The organism is Brevibacterium sp. K72 (assembly GCF_050562175.1).
Taxonomy (GTDB): domain Bacteria; phylum Actinomycetota; class Actinomycetes; order Actinomycetales; family Brevibacteriaceae; genus Brevibacterium; species Brevibacterium casei.
Genome location: NZ_CP191582.1, coordinates 517,223 through 533,933 on the forward strand (window position 1 = coordinate 517,223; position 16,711 = coordinate 533,933).

Sequence of the window (16,711 nt, forward strand, 5' to 3'; positions counted from 1 at the left end):
GACACTACCCGCCGGTAGGTCACGGGATGGTCGCGAACATGTGACGGCATTCACCAAAGTGTTACCGGAATGCCACTCGAACAAAAGTTACAAAAATAGTTCTGATAATTCCCTGTACCTAGGATGACTTCCAGATGTGCACGGTGGTGTCATAGCGTCGAAGCAACACTCCCGGTCGGCGGGGGTCTGATCGGTGGAGTGTGCAGATGGCGCGGGTGGGGTTGTCGTTCAGCGACAGGTCGGAGATCTCGGCGGCCTCGAAAGCGGGCTGGTCGGTGCGGAGGATCGCCCGTCACCTGGGGCGTTGCCCGTCGGTGATCTCGCGGGAGCTTCACCGGAACTCGACGAAGACCCGCGGCTACCAGGCCGTGACCGCAGACGTCAGAGCGCAGCGTCGGCGAGCTCGCCCGCAGCAGCGGAAGGTCGCGGGGGATCCGGTGCTGCAGGCGAGGGTGGACGCCGACCTGGCCGCGTCCTGGACGCCGAACGAGATAGCGGGCCGGTTGCGTCTGGAGGCGACAGACCCGACCGTTGAACGCATGGCGAACTCTCCTGACGCACGCGGCCGAACCGTCTCCGGTGAGGCTATCTACCAGTACATCTACGCAATCCCGAAGGGTGAGCTCGCCCGCAAGGGCATCTTCCTGCAGTCCAAGCGGACCAAGCGCCGACCACGTACGACCGGGCGGACGCGCGGTGGCCCAATCGTAGGTATGGTCCCGATCGCGGAGCGAGGTGAGGACGCCGCCCAGCGTCGGGTGCCGGGGCACTGGGAGGGTGACCTGATCATCGGGAAGAACGGCACCTCGTGCGCGGCGACGCTGGTGGAGCGGATGAGCGGGTTCACCGGGCTGCTGGCCCTGCCCTCGAAACACGCCGAGCCAACCGCTGACGCGGTCATCGAGTTTTTCAACGACCTGCCCGAGATGATGAAGGCATCGTTGGCGTGGGACCAGGGCAGCGAGATGGCCCAGCACGCGAAGGTCTCCCTGGCCACGGCGATGCCGGTCTACTTCGCCGATCCCCACTCGCCCTGGCAGAGGCCCAGCAACGAGAACACGAACCGGCTCTACCGGGAGTATCTGCCCAAGGGCACGGTGATCCCCGATCACCAGCCCTACCTCACCACCATCGCCGAGGAGATCAACAATCGACCCCGCCGCCGACTGGGCTATCTCACGCCCACCGAGGCATTCGCTCGACTGCTCGCCGGCGAGCCCCATGTTGCTTCGACGCCTTGACATCGCCCACCCCCTCACATATAGATAGAAGGCACTCCAATGAAGAAGATCATCCTCGCGCCGGCTGTCGCCCTCGCGTTCACCGGACTCGTCGCCGCACCGGTCGCCGCCGCCGAAACCCCTTCGACTCAGTCGGCTGAAGCCAAGGCCGCTGAGCAGGAGAAGGCGGAGAAGGAGAAGGCCGAGAAGGAAGCCGCCGCCAAGAAGGCCGCGGAGAAGAAGGAAGCCGAAGAGAAGGCCGAGGCCAAGAAGAAGGCCGACGCCAAGGCGGCTGCCAAGAAGAAGGCGGACGAGAAGGCTGCCGAGGAGAAGAAGGCCAAGGAGGCCGCGGAGGAGAAGGACGACGCGAAGAAGTCGGCTCCTGAACCGGCGAAGAAGGAGACCACTCCTCCGCCTGCGCCGACGCCGTCTTCCTCACCGTCGCCCTCGACCGAGCCCTCGGAGGAACCCACTGACGATCCCACCGAAGAGGCGCCCGAACAGCAGGCCGATCCTGTGCTCGTCGTCCCCCAGGGCGAGATCGCAGCCGAGGATCTTGCTGACCCCTCCAAGGGCGTCACCGTCACGGTCACAGGCCTCGAGACCGGTGATCTCCTCACCCCGCTCAACGGGCTCGCCGGTGACTCCGTCGAAGCCGCAGGCTCGACCGCGACGCTGAATCTCTTCTACGACGGCAACGCCGAAGACCTCGAGGACGGCCCGCTTCCATTCACGATCGACTACCAGGGCGCCGCCGGGATTGAGACGCTTTCGGGCACGGTCAACGTCAAGGCCGTCGATGACCAACCAGTCGAGCCGATCGAAGCAACCCTCACGGTCGACCCCAAGGAGATCACCGCCGAGGACCTCGCGAACGAGGAGAAGGGCGTCAAGGTCACCGTCTCCGGGGTCAAGGAAGGCGACAAGGTCACCGATTCCCTCACAGGCAAGGCTGTGACGGCAAAGTCTGACGGAGAACTCGTCATCCCCATCTACTACAAGGGCGAGCCGGAAGAACTCGATCCGGGCACAGTCCCGTTCACCGTGACGATCGACCGCGAAGGCACCGCGTCGAAGGAACTCAAGGGCGAGATCACCGTCGTCGAAGACGATGCCGTCGAGCCGATCGAGGCTACCCTCAAGGTCGACCCCACGGAGATCTCGCGAACAGGGACAAGGGCGTCAAGGTCACCGTCTCCGGCGTGAAGGCAGGGGACATCATCACCAACTCCCTGAGCGACGACACCTACACGGTCACCGAAGACGGTGATTACACCTTCACCCTCTACTACGAGGGCAACCCGGACAGCATCGAGCCTGGCAAGGTCCCGTTCACCGTGACGATCGACCGAGAGGGCACGGAGTCCAAGGACCTCAAGGGCGAATTCACCGTCATCGACGACAAGACCGAAGCCCCCGCCGAGGCGTCCCTGACGGTCACCCCGAAGTCGATCGAGGCCGCTGACTTCATCAACGAGAAGAAGGGCGTCAAGCTCTCGGTCAAGGACTGCAAGCCCGGCTCGGATGTCCGTTTCATGGTCACCGCCGATGGCAACTCGCGAGTGACCGCCTACGACCGAACGGTCAAAGCCGACAAGGACGGCAAAGCCTGGGTCCGGGTCTTCGGAACCTCATCGAACGCCTCGGCGTATGTCGGCTCCTACTCGGTCACGGCGACCTGCGGCGATGACTCGCTCAAGGGATCGTTCAAGGTCACGGCCGGGTCCAACGCCGGCGGAGGCGACGGCGGCGGTGACAACGGCAGCGGTGCCGGGGGCAACGACGGCGGCAGCGGAAGCGGAAACTACCTGCCCCGCACGGGTGTCGAACTCGACGGCCTCGCCGCAGGCGCACTCCTCCTGCTCGTCGGCGGTGCCGCGGTGACGATCACGATGCGCCGGAAGAAGGGCGACTTCTCTCCGTCGTACATCTGAAGCACTGATCCACCGGACGGGACAGGCAGAGCCTGAGGGAAGCCAGCCTGCACCGGAACGGCGGACGCGACACAAGGGCCGGGAGTTCGATCGAACTCCCGGCCCTCTCGCATGCCCGGAAAACGTGATCAGTCCGTGACAGAAACGGCTTATCCGCCCGGATATGCTTCTGTAGTTATCTGACAATCCCCTGAGAGGACCGCCTCCTTCCATGCCCAAGAAACTTGCGCTCATCCCCGCGCTCGCCCTGGCGATCGCCGGACTCGGCGCGACGCCTGCACTCGCCGACACCGCCGCCGCAGACAGCGCCTACTCCGCTGCGGGCGCGGCCGCTGAGAACCTTGAGACCGCCGTGGCGACTGACGACGCCGCGCCAGCGGACGATGCAGCGACCACCGATGACCCCGCTCCGGCCGAACCCGCCCCGGCAGAGGACCCGACTCCCTCGGAGGGATCGAGCTCGGGCGATGACGCCCCGGCAGAGGACCCGACTCCCTCGGAGGGATCGAGCTCGGGCGATGACGCCCCGGCAACCGGAACCCCGGACGCACCGTCACCGGCAGAGGACGAGACCCCTGCCGCCGACGAGTCCACGGACGGGGCCGAAGAGGAGACCGCTCCCGCCTCGGCGCCGATCGAGGCCACCGTCACGGTCGACCCGAGCACCGTCGACATCTTCGACTTCTGGGAGGACGGAGTCACCATCACCGTCTCCGGGCTCGAGAAGGACGACGTCGTGACGAATTCGCTCACCGGCGAGACGAAGACGGCCAAGGGTTCCACCGTCGAATTCGAGTACTTCGATGATGCCGAGGAGATCGTCGAAGCGCAGGTCGTCGACTTCACCGTCACCGTCGAGCGTGCGGATCAGGAGCCGCAGGGGTTCCCCGGCCGCTTCACGATCACCGAGGAGGACTACGAGGACTTCCAGGAAGGCGAGCTCTCGCTGGCCACCAACTCGATGAGCGTCTCGGAGTTCAAGAGGAAGGGCATCGCCTTCACGGGCACCGGATTCGCACCCGGCGAGATCGCCTTCGCGGCGGCAGCGAAGTTCGACGCCGAGAATTTCTACGTCGACCAGCTGATCTACTCGGAAGACGATCTCACAGTCTCGGACGAGGGCGTCGTCTCCGGCGTCATTCGTCCGACCGAGACCGACGACATCAAGCCGGGCGACTACATCGCCATCGCCAGCGGTGAGGAGCAGTTCTCCTCAGCTGAGTTCACGCTCACCGCTGATCAGGCTCAGGCCTCCCTGACCGTGTCTCCGAAGACGATCGACGCGAGCGACTTCGCGAACAAGGACAAGGGCGTGACCCTGACCGTCAGCGACTGCACACCGGGAACTGACGTCCGCTTCGTCGTCACCCCCAAGGGCAATTCGGACGTCACCGCGTTCGACCAGACACTCACCGCCGATGAGACCGGCACCGCCTCGGTGAACGTCTTCGGCACCTCCTCGCGGACCCAGGCCTACGTGGGCGACTACTCGGTGACGGCGACCTGCGGCGATGACACGCTCACGGGTGAGTTCTCCGTGACCTCCGGCGCGAACGCCGGCGGGACCGCGGGAACCGGGAACGTCAGCGGAAGCCAGCTGCCACGCACGGGCGCCGACTTCGGTGGGCTCACCGGCGGACTCGCGCTCCTCCTCGTCGGCGGCGTCGCCGTGGCGATGACCATGCGTCGGGCGAAGGCCGGACAGGCTCCGACCGAGCTCTGAGCGCTTCACTCCGACACACGACTGTGCCCCGACTTCTGTCGGGGCCACAGTCACATCCGGGATCGGGACCACCGCCTCGGCGAGGCCGGGGACCGGCTCAAGGGACGATCGCCTCGGCGGGGGTGCGGTTGCTCAGCGCACCCGCAGGGCGGACGGGGCGATGCTCACCTCGATCCTCTCCGTCTCGCCGAGCTCGTCGCCGTCGACCTCGACGACCCGGGGCTTCTCGAGTTCGATGGTCAGTGAGGTCACGCGCTGATGGATCGCGGTGTCGCTGCTCTGGGCGGAGTCGTCCTTCGACATCATCCGGCGCAGGCCGTTGTCCCAGACCATGTTCTTCATCGTGTCGAGCCAGCCGGTGACCCCGTCGGCCTTGAGGACGAGGACGTCGAGCTCGCCGTCGGCGGGATCCGCGTCGGGCAGCAGGGTGATGCCTCCCTGGAGGGTGCCGCAGTTGCCGACGATGAGAGTGTGTGCCGACTCGTCGTCGATCTGCTCGCCCGGGCGGGAGAGCTTGATCTCCATGACGTCGCTGGCAGAGACGGCGCGGCCGAGCGACTCGACGTAGGCGAGCCAGCCCGCCTTGTCCTTGAGGTCGTCGTTGGTCTCGGTGATCATGTGGGCGTCGATGCCGAAGCCGGCCATGACGACGAAGGGCTGGTGCTCGTTGCCGTCGGGGAGGGTGATCTCGACCCAGCCCATGTCGATGCTCTGCGGGGTGCCCGTGATCGCCCGATCCATCGCGGCTTCCAGATCGTTGAGCGGCACCTCGAGATTGCGGGCGAGCAGGTTGCCGGTGCCCAGCGGCACGATGCCGAGGTCGACGTTCGCCCCAGTCTCGGCGAGGTGGCCGGCCACTGCACGGACGGTGCCGTCGCCGCCGGCGGCGATGACCACCTCGGCGCCATCGGCGATGGCCTGCTCCGCCGCTGACTTGCCGGGGTCGTCCTCCTCAGTCTCGTACCAGGAGACCGAGAGGTCTGGATCGTCCGGCAACGCCGCCACCAGGTCGTCCTTCTCAGTCTTCGCGGGATTCCAAACGATGCCGATCCGTCTTCCAGCCATTCCAGAACCTTCCCTCTCAGCGGTGCGTTGCAGGTCGTATCGTGCGGGCGTGCGGTGACCGAGGGCAGGACATGGTCAGTCCTGCTCTCGGAATCGCCGACGGCTCAATCCATCTTGTCATATCGCGCGCGGAGGAAGAGGAAGACGCCGTAGAGGACGAGCCCGACGCCCACACAGAGCAGCAGGATGCTGCCGAAGGGCTGATCGCGCATCGCCTTGAGAGCCCCGTCGACACCGGTTGACTTCTCCGGGTCTCCGGCCACGCCGGAGACGATGACGAGGATGCCGACCGCGAGCAGGGTCGCGCCCTTGCCGAGGTAGCCGACCACGCCGGTCACCGTCAGCAGCTTGCCGACGGCGCGCGACCTCGGCGGGCGGACGTCGTCCTTCCACTTCCGACGGATGCCGTTGACGCAGAAGACGATGCCGATGACGGCGATGACGGCACCGATGAGGATGAGCAGGAGGATGCCGCCCGGTGCCTGCGCAAGCGTCGAGCTCGCCTGCGACGAGGACTGCCCGGAGTCCGATCCCTGTCCGAAGGCGAACTTTCCGAACAGCACGGCCACTGCCGCGTACGCGATGCCCTGGGCAATCGCGAGGACGAACTCCTTCCAGTTGCTCCGGCCGTCCTTGTCCCGCGGGTCGCTCGAGCCATGGCCGCGCAGCGACGCGGTGCCGAAGAAGGCGTTGATGAGGTTCCACAGTGCCAACAGCGCACAGCCGAGCATGCACAGCCACAGCAGAACCATGCCGAACGGCTGGGCGGCCATCTGCTGCATCGCGCCGGACTGCTCGGCCTCTCCCCCGCGCCCCAGCGCCAGTCCCACCGAGGTGGCTCCGAGGATGATGTGGACGAGTCCGTTGGCGACGAAGCCGACTCTGGCCGCGCGTTCGAACCACTTGCTGTCCGCGGCGCTGGTCGCCGCATCATCGGCCTTGTCAGCGGCCTTCTTGATCGTTGAGTCTCCAGTCATAGCACTCAGTTAAACACCGACGGCCTCGGAGTCAAGGCCTGTTGTCTCAGAAGGCGTGTTGCAGTCTCAGAAGACGGGTCGCGGAAGACGGGTCGCGGAAGACGGGTCGCGCCGGGGTCGGGCTCCTTGCCGAAGCGGGATTGCTCGAAAAGGGCTGACCAAAACGTTCTAAACTATGTGCGTCGTGAATGTTTCATTACTGTTACTTTCGGAATCGCTCCACCCCCTCGTCCCCGAAGGAACACAATGAAGAAGCTCGTGCTCGCGCCTGTGGTGGCCCTCGCCATCACCGGCCTCGCCGCATCCCCCGTCATCGCCGCTCCGAGCGGAGGCGACGCATTTGCCCGCACCTGAGTCCAGGCTCCCTCCGATGGCGGACAGCCTGCCGACAGCGGCGCCGACTCGCAGACGGAGATCGCGGCGAAGGTCTCCGTGTCACCGCAGAAGATCTCGCAGACCGACCTCAACAACAAGGACAAGGGCGTTGTCGTCACGGTGACCGGCCTCGAAGCCGGTGACAAGGTCTCGGATGATCTCACCGGAGATGTCGGCGAGGCTGAGGGAGGCAGCTTCGAATACACCATCTTCAGCACTGTCGACGATCCTTCCGCGATTCCCGCCGGTCCCATCGACTTCACCGTCACGGTCAAGCGCGGCGAAGAGACCCAGGACATCCCCGCCTCGTTCACCGTCATCGAGGACGACACCGAAGAGCCGACCGCTCCGGTCGTCGACCCCAAGGCGACGCTGGCAACGAAGACGATCACGGTCTCCGAGATCAGCACCGACGGACTCAAGTTCACCGGCGAGGGCTTCACCCCCGGCGGCACCGTGAGCTTCGCCGGCGGTCCTGCCGGCTCTCAGGCCGGCCCGCAGGCCGACACTCAGGCCAACGAACCGCTCAAGGCCGACAAGGACGGCAAAATCTCGGGCGCGTTCATCCTCGCCGAGGGGTCGGCGACTCCCGGCAAGTACACCCTCGTCCTCATCGATGACGAGTCCGGCAAGGAGACCGAGGCCCTCGAATTCACGATCACCGAGGACACGACCGACGATCCGACCGAGGATCCGACGACGCCGGTGGCCGAGGCCAAGCTCATCATCTCCCCGGAGTCGGTCACTCCGCAGGACTTCGTCAACGAGAAGAAGGGCGTCAAGCTCGCCGTCGAGAACTGCGAGCCCGGTGAGGACGTCCGCTTCCTCGTCAACCCCGAGGGCAACACGAACGTCACTGCGTTCGACCGGACCGTTAAGGCCGATGACGAGGGCAAGGCCGACGTCACCGTCTACGGCACCTCGAAGTCGAACCCGAACGCCTACACCGGCGACTACAGCGTCACCGTCACCTGCGGCGACGACAAACTCACCGGCAAGTTCTCCGTCGAGGCCGACCCCAACGCCGGTGGCGGCGATGGCGGCAACGACGATGGCGGCAATGGCAACGGCACCGGAGGCGGAGACCTCCCCCGCACCGGCATGGAGCTCGGCGGTCTCGCCGCCGGAGCAGCACTCCTCCTCGTCGGCGGCGCAGTCGTCACCATGACGAAGCGCCGCCGGTCGGCCGCCCTCTCCCCCTCGGACATCTGAGCCGAGCAGAGATCGTCAGCTCAGCCGATCTCAGACGGACCGGCCACCCTTAGCCAGGCCGATCCGGTGATCGAACGGTTGAGCTGCTGACACAGACAGAGGCGTTCAGTCCGATTCCCTCAGGGTCTCGGACGGAACGCCTCTTGTCGTCTGTCGGGGTGGCAGGCTGTCGACAACCGGCCCGGAACGCCCTATATCGGCGCGGCCGGCCGGTCTCCTACCCGAGGTCGTCACGCGATTCGGCGTAGGTGCCGCCCCATCTCTCCATTTCGGCGATGACCGGGATGAGAGCGCTACCGAGACCGGTCAGACGATAGTCGACTCGCGGTGGAGACTCCCCGTGATCGGTTCGCTGCACCACCCCGTCCGCCTCGAGCTCGGCGAGCTGCCGCGTCAATGTCTTCCGGTTCACTCCCGGCACAGCCCTTTGGAGCTGGCCGAAGCGGATCGGGCCGTCGATCATCGACTTCACCACTGTGATCTTCCACGTGCCACCGAGGACTGCCACGACCACCTCGGCGGGGCAGGTCTCCAGAGCCACTCGAACTTTCCCTCGCACTCTGCCCTCCCGGTTCCGGGCCGTCTCCGTGGCGCCGTTTGCGGTCCTGATGGAAGCCAGGGACAGAAATGTCCGTACTGGTGCCGACTGACTTCTTCCTTCCACCATAGAGCCATGGACGAATCTGCACGGGTGCTCTGGGTTAGTGCACACCCTGAACCTCTCTCGCTCAACGGTTCGATACGCCGGACGGGGATCGCGGCAGTGACGGCTCAATCGCACACCGTCGATGAGGTCGATCTGTATGCGATGGGGTGGGACCCGGTGCTGCGACGTGAGCAGTTCGAGTCCGATGACGCTGTGCTGCCCACCCGATTCGATGCGACCGGCGAGGTTCGACGAGCATTCACCATGGGGCGCCTGCCCGGGGACGTAGCGACTGAACAGGACCGGCTTCGTTCCGCCGACGCTCTGGTCCTGCAGTTCCCGCTGTGGTGGTACGGCATGCCCGCCATCCTCAAGGGTTGGTTCGATCGTGTGTTCACCAGCGGGTTCGCATTCGGCACAGACCCGCGCACAGGCATGCGTCTGCGATTCGAGAACGGCCCATTCAGCGGTCGGCCTGCACTCGTCATCGTTACCGCCGGCGATCGGCCGGGAGCTCTGACCCCTCGCGGGATCAGCGGCGATCCGATCGATCTCCTCTTCGGCCTTCTGCACGGCACGCTGGCCTACACGGGATTCAGTCCGCTTCCTCCTCTCATCGTGCCTTCGGCAGATTTCCTCACCGAGGCAGACTGGCCCCAGGTCGAAACATGTGTGCATGAGCGCCTCTCAGGGCTCTTCACCGATGCTCCCCTTCGCGCACGACCGCAGTTCACCGGCGACTACACAGACGACTGGGTCCTCAAGAACGACGTCGCACCGGAACAGACCGGCTTCGCCGCGCATTGGCTGTGATTCGAGCGACGTTCACCCGTCACCCGACTGCGCGCCTGCGGGCGACGACGAGCGCGACGACGGCGATGAGGGCGAAGACACCGGTGGCGACGAACCCGAGGTACTCGGTGTTGAGCGTTGGCAGGGCAAACGTTGCCGTCTCCGCCCCCACCTCGGCGATGCCGGCGATGACGACGACCCCGGCGATGAGCACCGAGAGCCCGGTGACGATGAGGTTGTACCTCCGGAACCGCCCGCCGTCCCCGGCCGCCCACCGGTAGAGGCGCGCCATCATCACGCTGTCGCCGGTGTCGCAGGCGGCCATGCCCGCGGCGAAGAGCAGGGGCAGGGACAGCGCGAGCAGGGGTGAGGTGCTCGCCGCCGTGGTCCCTGCCGCGATCATCAGGCCGATCGTAGCAGCCGTGTCGAATCCGAGGCCGAAGAGCAGCCCGACCGGATACATGCGCGTCGGTCGGTCGACGGTGTCGATGAGGCGGGAGAAGATCATGGAGATCGAACCCCGACTCGCCGAGGCGGCTGTCCCTTCCGCTGCCGCGTCCCCTGGGCGGCGGCGCAGGAGACGGACGAACGCGACGAGGTTGACGATCCCGAAGATGCCGACGACGCAGGTCGCGAATGTCAGTCCCCACATGCCGAGGACCTCCCGCACCCCCGAATCCTCGCTCTCGACGAGGCTGCGGGCGGCCGCGGCACCGGCAGTGACGAAGGCTGCGGTGACGATGACGACACTCGAGTGACCGAGAGCGAACCAGAACCCGACGGCACCACCGCGCAGCCGGTTCTCGTCGGTGGTCGCGAGACGGCGGGTGACGTTGTCGATGACGGCGATGTGATCGGCGTCGAAGGCGTGCCTGGCACCGAGAAGCACGGCAGTCGCCGCGAGGCCCCACGCCGCCGCATGACCGATCTCGCTCGTCGAGGCGAGCACGAGCCCGATTCCCGTGACCGCGAGCGCCGCAACAACGATGGCAGGGACTCGGGCTCTGCGCGATCCTCTGCCGGCTGCTGCCTCCTCCGTCCTGCTCGCCGAGGTGCTCTTCTCTGCTGTCGTGCTCATCGCTCCGTCCCTCTTTCCCTTGTCGTCGGTGTGCTGTCGACTGTCATCGCTGGGCTGAGTCGTTTGTCGTCACTGGACTGGTGTCGTCTGTCATCGCTGGGTCGGTGTGCTGGGCTGGTGTCGTCTGTGGAACTCTGCGCCTGGAGACGGTCGAGTCGTCACCGGTCGTGGTCACTTTCGTCCACACCTCCCACACGGCGTCGACGTGCGCGTCGTGGGTGTGCGTCCCGCTTGCTCGCGCGATCGCTCCTGGCCGGGCGAGGTGGAGGATTCGACCGTGCCCGTCCGTGTCGCCGTGCGCCTCCGTGTCGCTGCGCCGGCCGAAGAGCATCGCGGTGTCGAGCACCGAGGCAGCTCCCATCACTCCCGGTTCCGGAGCGCTCCCGTCGATGGCGAGTTCCTCGACGAAGTACGGTGCACCGGTCGTGTCGCGGACTTCGGTGGCACCGGTGATCGCCCCACCGTGCTCTCCCGATCGCCCGAGCACGAGCGTCTCCCGCAGGCACACCGTGGCACCGGCCCCGAAGCGCACCCGGGTCGAGCGTCGCACGCGCGCACCGGAGGCGACGACGAACGGAAACGTCTCCCAGACGAGGCTGGCCCCGTCGGCGACGTCGATGTCGACGTCCCACCGGGAGTCGACATCGCGACAGGGATAGGCGACTGTCCCACCGATGTCCTCGATGAGCAGACTGCACCCTGGACCGACTCGGATCCTGATGGACACCGCGTCCCCGCCGAGAAGGGCCGCTCCCCCGGCGACGATCGCGACATGCGCGCGCCCGCCTGCGGACCGGGTGATGAGCCGCGGCTGCATGAGACCCGGCGTGAGACGCAGCTGAGGCAGGTCGCGGTCAGCGGCCTGCTCGACCGCGATGAGGGTCATCCCCGGGCGTCCGCGACCGCGGGCTCGGGCTGCTCCGACCCGGACTCCGGCGAGGCAGTCCCCGTCCCGGAAGTCTCGGCGTGACTGTGCGCATGCTCGTGCTCGTCGTCCGCGTATGCGTGGTTGTGCTCCGCTTCAGCGTCGTCGTGGGAGTGGATGTATCCGCCGTCCTCATCGGCGTGGAAGTGCGGGGCCATCGGGCCCGGATCCTGCGGTTCATGGGCACCGGCCCGATGCTTCTCGAGCATGTCGAGCAGCCACGTGCGCAGGCGTGCCACGGATTCCTCGTCGAGACGCGAGAGCCCGAGGACCGGCGCTCCCTCCCGTGCCGCCTCGGCGTCGGAGACCATCTGCTCGACATCGACACCGACGTAGGGGGCGAGGTCGGTCTTGTTGACGACGAGGAGGTCGGCGCGGCCGATGCCCGGTCCTCCCTTCCGGGCGACGTCACCGCCCCCGGCGACGTCGAGGACGAAGATCTGGGCGTCGATGAGCGCCGGGGAGAACGTCGCGGTGAGGTTGTCGCCTCCGGATTCGACGAGGACGAGGTCGAGGGGATCGAAGTCGGCTTCCAACTCCTCGACACCGGCGAGGTTGGCGGTGACGTCATCGCGGATCGCGGTGTGCGGGCACGCGCCGGTCTCGATCGCGCGGATCCGCTCGGGTTCGAGGACCCCGGCGGCCCGGAGCAGGCGGGCGTCCTCGTCGGTGTAGATGTCGTTGGTGATGACGCCGATGCGGATCTCGGCGGCGAGCGCGCGGCAGATCATCGCGATGAGCGAACTCTTGCCGGTGCCGACCGGCCCGGCGACGCCCAGGCGCAGGGACCGGTGTGGGGTGGGGAACTCAGGCACGGAACAGCCTCCTCGGAAGTGCGGACTGGACCTCTGCCCAGTCCTCGATGAGCGGTGCCCCGGCAGCGGGGATCGCTGCCGGGACGGTGAGCGTCGCCAGGTCGGCGACGAAGCACTCGATAGCGGTGCACGCCCCGAGCACCCAACCGGTGGCCCGGATCGGGTCCATCGGTTCGAGTTTGAGAGTCGCAGCGGCGACGGTCTGCGCGTCGTCGTAGGCGACGATACGCACGAGGTCGGCCGCCGACACCTCGGCGACGGCGGCGATGGCACCGAGCACAAGGGGACGCGGACACCCTCGGCGGGGCAGCACGCCAGCCAGCTGCGGCCACAGGACGACGGCGACGCGGCGCAGCCCGGCCCCGAGCACCTCGGCGATCTCCCGCAGTGCGGGACTGGGGGTGCGGGCTGCCCATTCCTCGGTGATGGACTCGAGCGCCTGGGCGAGGTCGGGGTGCTCGTCGGTACCAGCACCGGCGCTGCGGACGGCATGGTGGGTGACGACGGCGGCACCGGCCTCGACGCGGACGACCGTGCGCATTCGGGCGCGCATGTACGCCGGCACCTCGGCGGGGGTGAGGTCCTGCCGCAGCCCGGCTTCGACGCTGTTCGAACTCACGTGGGCACCGGCCGGCAGGCGGGCGTCGGCGAGAAGCATCATGAGGGTCGCCGAGGCGGCCCCGGGCACTCCAGCAGCGCCGCAACCACCGTTCATCGAGCTGTCCATCAGAACATCTGGTAGAGCTGGGTGAGCGGAAGGGCGGTCGCCGGTGCCCCGGTGACGAGTTCGCCGTCGATGGCGATCTCGAATGTGTCCGGGTCGATGTCGATGGCCGGGCGGACGTCGTTGTTGCGCATGTCCTTCTTCCCGATCTCCCGTGTCGGCCGGACGGCGACGAGCGGGCGTCGGAGCCCGAGCCGCTCGCGCAATCCGTCCTCGACTGCCGCTGGGGCGACGAACGACACCGAGGTCTGCGCCCCGATCGCATCGCCGAAGGCCGGGCGCATGAGCACCGGCTGAGGGGTCGGCGATGTCAAGGCGTCGAAGCAACATGGGGCTCGCCGGCGAGCAGTCGAGCGAATGCCTCGGTGGGCGTGAGATAGCCCAGTCGGCGGCGGGGTCGATTGTTGATCTCCTCGGCGATGGTGGTGAGGTAGGGCTGGTGATCGGGGATCACCGTGCCCTTGGGCAGATACTCCCGGTAGAGCCGGTTCGTGTTCTCGTTGCTGGGCCTCTGCCAGGGCGAGTGGGGATCGGCGAAGTAGACCGGCATCGCCGTGGCCAGGGAGACCTTCGCGTGCTGGGCCATCTCGCTGCCCTGGTCCCACGCCAACGATGCCTTCATCATCTCGGGCAGGTCGTTGAAAAACTCGATGACCGCGTCAGCGGTTGGCTCGGCGTGTTTCGAGGGCAGGGCCAGCAGCCCGGTGAACCCGCTCATCCGCTCCACCAGCGTCGCCGCGCACGAGGTGCCGTTCTTCCCGATGATCAGGTCACCCTCCCAGTGCCCCGGCACCCGACGCTGGGCGGCGTCCTCACCTCGCTCCGCGATCGGGACCATACCTACGATTGGGCCACCGCGCGTCCGCCCGGTCGTACGTGGTCGGCGCTTGGTCCGCTTGGACTGCAGGAAGATGCCCTTGCGGGCGAGCTCACCCTTCGGGATTGCGTAGATGTACTGGTAGATAGCCTCACCGGAGACGGTTCGGCCGCGTGCGTCAGGAGAGTTCGCCATGCGTTCAACGGTCGGGTCTGTCGCCTCCAGACGCAACCGGCCCGCTATCTCGTTCGGCGTCCAGGACGCGGCCAGGTCGGCGTCCACCCTCGCCTGCAGCACCGGATCCCCCGCGACCTTCCGCTGCTGCGGGCGAGCTCGCCGACGCTGCGCTCTGACGTCTGCGGTCACGGCCTGGTAGCCGCGGGTCTTCGTCGAGTTCCGGTGAAGCTCCCGCGAGATCACCGACGGGCAACGCCCCAGGTGACGGGCGATCCTCCGCACCGACCAGCCCGCTTTCGAGGCCGCCGAGATCTCCGACCTGTCGCTGAACGACAACCCCACCCGCGCCATCTGCACACTCCACCGATCAGACCCCCGCCGACCGGGAGTGTTGCTTCGACGCTATGACACCACCGTCGGGATGGAGGCGTTCGGATCGCCGAGTCCTGCCCACGCGATCGTCCCGCCTTTGATGACGAGGTCGGGTCGCACGCCGAAGAACCGCGGATCCCACAAGGTGAGGTCGGCCATCTTCCCCGGTTCGACCGACCCGATGTGCTCGTCGACGCCGTGGGCGATGGCCGGATTGATCGTGTACTTCGCGACATAGCGGCGGGCGCGTTCGTTGTCGGCCGGCAGGGATTCGCCGAGGCGGCCCCGGCGGTGCTTCATCGTGTGGGCGATCTGCCACGTGCGGGTGATGACCTCTCCGATCCGGCCCATCGCCTGCGCATCCGAGGACGTGATCGACAGGGCGCCCATGTCGTGGAGGATGTCCTCGGCGGCGATCGTCGTCGCGCGGATCCGGGATTCGGCGAACGCGAGGTCCTCGGGCACGCTCGGGTTGAGGTGGTGGCAGACCATGAGCATGTCGAGATGCTCGGCGACGGTGTTGACGGTGTGCGGCAGCGTCGGGTTGGTCGATCCGGGGATGATGTTCTCGAGTGCCGCGATGGAGAGGATGTCCGGGGCGTGTCCGCCGCCGGCGCCTTCGACGTGGAAGGCGTGGATGCTGCGCCCGGCGATCGCGGAGATCGTCGATTCGACGAATCCGGATTCGTTGAGCGAATCCGAGTGGAGGGCCACCTGGAGTCCGTGGGTGTCGGCGGCGCGCAGGGCCGCGTCGATCGCCGCCGGGGTGGCACCCCAGTCCTCGTGGATCTTGTAGCCGGCCGCCCCGCCGAGTGCCTGTTCGGCGAGCGCTTCCGCCGAGATCGTGTTCCCCTTGCCGAGCAGCAGCACGTTGACCGGCAGGGCGTCGAGGGCCTGCAGCATCCTGCCCAGGTGCCACGCCCCGGGGGTGACCGTCGTCGCCTTGCTCCCCTCGGACGGTCCTGTACCGCCCCCGACGACGGTGGTGATGCCGGTCGCGAGCGCCTCGTGGATCTGCGAGGGCGAGAGGAGGTGAACGTGGGAGTCGATGCCCCCGGCGGTGAGGATGCGGCCCTCGCCGGAGATGACGTCGGTCGAGGCGCCGATCTCCAATTCGGGGTCGACGCCGTCGGCGATGTCGCTGTTGCCGGCCCGACCGAGTGCCGTGATCCTGCCGTCGCGGATCCCGACGTCGGCGCGGATGACACCCCACCAGTCGAGGACGATGACGTTCGTGATGACGGTGTCCGGCGCGCCCTCGGCCCGGCTCGTCGTGCCCTGGAGCATCGATTCGCGGATCGACTTCCCGCCGCCGAAGACCGCTTCGTCCCCGCCGAAGGTCCGGTCCTCCTCGATCTCGATCCACAGGTCGGTGTCGCCGAGGCGGACCTGATCCCCGGTCGTCGGTCCGTAGAGGGCGGCGTAGCGCTGGGCTGAGATCTCGACCATCAGCCCTCCCCCGCCTCGGCGCCGGATTCCCCCGCGTCGGGGGACGAACCCTCGTCACTTCGCGCCGCCTCGGCGGCGGCTGCCTCCTCTCGGATCTGCAGGCCGGGGACACGCTTGCGCCCGCCGAGGCGGACGATCGCCACGGTCCGCGAGGCCCCCGGTTCGAACCTCACCGACGTCCCCGCGGGGACGTCGAGACGGAACCCGGTCGCGCCTCGGCGATCGAAGGACAGGGCGTCGTTGACGTCGGGCAGGTGGATGTGCGATCCGATCTGCACGGGCCGGTCGCCGGTGTTCTCGATGGTCGCGGTGCCGGTGTCGGGGGCGCTGCGCCGGTTGAGCACGCGGATGCCCTCGCGCACCTGCACGGCACCGGGCCCGTGGTCTCTCGTCCCTGTCATGGGTGGTCC

15 protein-coding genes and 2 pseudogenes are annotated in these 16,711 nt (G+C 67.3%); 6 read left to right on the forward strand and 11 right to left on the reverse strand.

Going from position 1 to position 16,711, the window contains the following annotated elements:
• Positions 1-206: 206 nt before the first annotated feature.
• The 4 genes from ACQ1RG_RS02310 to ACQ1RG_RS02325 all read left to right on the forward strand — a co-directional run bounded on the left by ACQ1RG_RS02310 (position 207) and on the right by ACQ1RG_RS02325 (position 4,877).
• Positions 207-1,241, forward strand: coding sequence for an IS30 family transposase (locus tag ACQ1RG_RS02310; protein ID WP_009381402.1), 1,035 nt, complete (start codon positions 207-209; stop codon positions 1,239-1,241).
• A 39-nt stretch (positions 1,242-1,280) separates the two neighbouring features.
• A complete protein-coding gene (locus ACQ1RG_RS02315; RefSeq protein WP_063250595.1) occupies positions 1,281-2,426 on the forward strand; it encodes a hypothetical protein in 1,146 nt (381 codons plus the stop codon).
• A complete protein-coding gene (locus tag ACQ1RG_RS02320) occupies positions 2,423-3,154 on the forward strand; it encodes a hypothetical protein (RefSeq protein ID WP_063250596.1) in 732 nt (243 codons plus the stop codon). Before ACQ1RG_RS02315 ends, ACQ1RG_RS02320 begins: the two co-directional genes overlap by 4 nt.
• A 211-nt stretch (positions 3,155-3,365) precedes the next feature.
• Complete coding sequence (locus ACQ1RG_RS02325; RefSeq protein WP_430600461.1) at positions 3,366-4,877, forward strand: hypothetical protein; 1,512 nt, start codon at positions 3,366-3,368, stop codon at positions 4,875-4,877.
• A 132-nt stretch (positions 4,878-5,009) separates the two neighbouring features.
• Here the strand turns inward: ACQ1RG_RS02325 and ACQ1RG_RS02330 are convergent, their stop codons facing one another.
• Positions 5,010-5,942 (reverse strand): diacylglycerol/lipid kinase family protein, encoded by a 933-nt coding sequence (locus tag ACQ1RG_RS02330; protein ID WP_009381297.1) that lies wholly within the window; start codon positions 5,940-5,942, stop codon positions 5,010-5,012.
• A 104-nt stretch (positions 5,943-6,046) separates the two neighbouring features.
• Positions 6,047-6,919 (reverse strand): DUF1206 domain-containing protein, encoded by an 873-nt coding sequence (locus tag ACQ1RG_RS02335; RefSeq protein ID WP_063250598.1) that lies wholly within the window; start codon positions 6,917-6,919, stop codon positions 6,047-6,049.
• A 432-nt stretch (positions 6,920-7,351) separates the two neighbouring features.
• Here ACQ1RG_RS02335 and ACQ1RG_RS02340 point away from each other — a divergent pair, with 432 nt between their 5' ends.
• Entirely contained in the window at positions 7,352-8,506 is a 1,155-nt protein-coding gene (locus ACQ1RG_RS02340; RefSeq protein ID WP_119297167.1) for a hypothetical protein, read from the forward strand.
• A 217-nt stretch (positions 8,507-8,723) separates the two neighbouring features.
• Here ACQ1RG_RS02340 and ACQ1RG_RS02345 read toward each other — a convergent pair whose 3' ends face one another.
• Positions 8,724-9,047, reverse strand: a complete 324-nt coding sequence (locus ACQ1RG_RS02345; RefSeq protein ID WP_232254122.1) for a winged helix-turn-helix transcriptional regulator — start codon at positions 9,045-9,047, stop codon at positions 8,724-8,726.
• Positions 9,048-9,179: 132 nt separating this feature from the next.
• Between ACQ1RG_RS02345 and ACQ1RG_RS02350 the strand changes: the two genes are divergently transcribed.
• Positions 9,180-9,965, forward strand: a complete 786-nt coding sequence (locus ACQ1RG_RS02350) for an NAD(P)H-dependent oxidoreductase (RefSeq protein ID WP_179952604.1) — start codon at positions 9,180-9,182, stop codon at positions 9,963-9,965.
• Positions 9,966-9,984: 19 nt separating this feature from the next.
• On the opposite strand, the gene ACQ1RG_RS02355 is transcribed toward ACQ1RG_RS02350, so the two are convergent.
• The 8 genes and pseudogenes from ACQ1RG_RS02355 to ureB form a co-directional block, all read right to left on the reverse strand.
• Complete coding sequence (locus ACQ1RG_RS02355) at positions 9,985-11,022, reverse strand: HoxN/HupN/NixA family nickel/cobalt transporter (protein ID WP_119297166.1); 1,038 nt, start codon at positions 11,020-11,022, stop codon at positions 9,985-9,987.
• A 43-nt stretch (positions 11,023-11,065) separates the two neighbouring features.
• Positions 11,066-11,908, reverse strand: coding sequence for an urease accessory protein UreD (locus tag ACQ1RG_RS02360; RefSeq protein WP_009381301.1), 843 nt, complete (start codon positions 11,906-11,908; stop codon positions 11,066-11,068).
• Positions 11,905-12,762: an urease accessory protein UreG gene (gene ureG / locus ACQ1RG_RS02365; RefSeq protein ID WP_009381303.1), complete on the reverse strand. Its 858-nt coding sequence runs from the start codon at positions 12,760-12,762 to the stop codon at positions 11,905-11,907. Before ureG ends, ACQ1RG_RS02360 begins: the two co-directional genes overlap by 4 nt.
• Positions 12,755-13,489, reverse strand: coding sequence for an urease accessory protein UreF (locus ACQ1RG_RS02370; protein WP_232254123.1), 735 nt, complete (start codon positions 13,487-13,489; stop codon positions 12,755-12,757). The genes ureG and ACQ1RG_RS02370 overlap by 8 nt, the downstream gene beginning before the upstream one ends.
• A pseudogene (gene ureC / locus ACQ1RG_RS02375) lies at positions 13,489-13,791 on the reverse strand (urease subunit alpha); the annotation flags it as partial. The pseudogene ureC (ACQ1RG_RS02375) and the gene ACQ1RG_RS02370, both read right to left, overlap by 1 nt.
• Before the next feature lie 5 nt (positions 13,792-13,796).
• Positions 13,797-14,831 (reverse strand): IS30 family transposase, encoded by a 1,035-nt coding sequence (locus ACQ1RG_RS02380; RefSeq protein ID WP_009381402.1) that lies wholly within the window; start codon positions 14,829-14,831, stop codon positions 13,797-13,799.
• Between the two features lie 63 nt (positions 14,832-14,894).
• A pseudogene (gene ureC, locus ACQ1RG_RS02385) lies at positions 14,895-16,301 on the reverse strand (urease subunit alpha); the annotation flags it as partial.
• Positions 16,301-16,702: an urease subunit beta gene (gene ureB, locus ACQ1RG_RS02390; protein ID WP_009381306.1), complete on the reverse strand. Its 402-nt coding sequence runs from the start codon at positions 16,700-16,702 to the stop codon at positions 16,301-16,303. The pseudogene ureC (ACQ1RG_RS02385) and the gene ureB, both read right to left, overlap by 1 nt.
• Between the last annotated feature and the right edge of the window lie 9 nt (positions 16,703-16,711).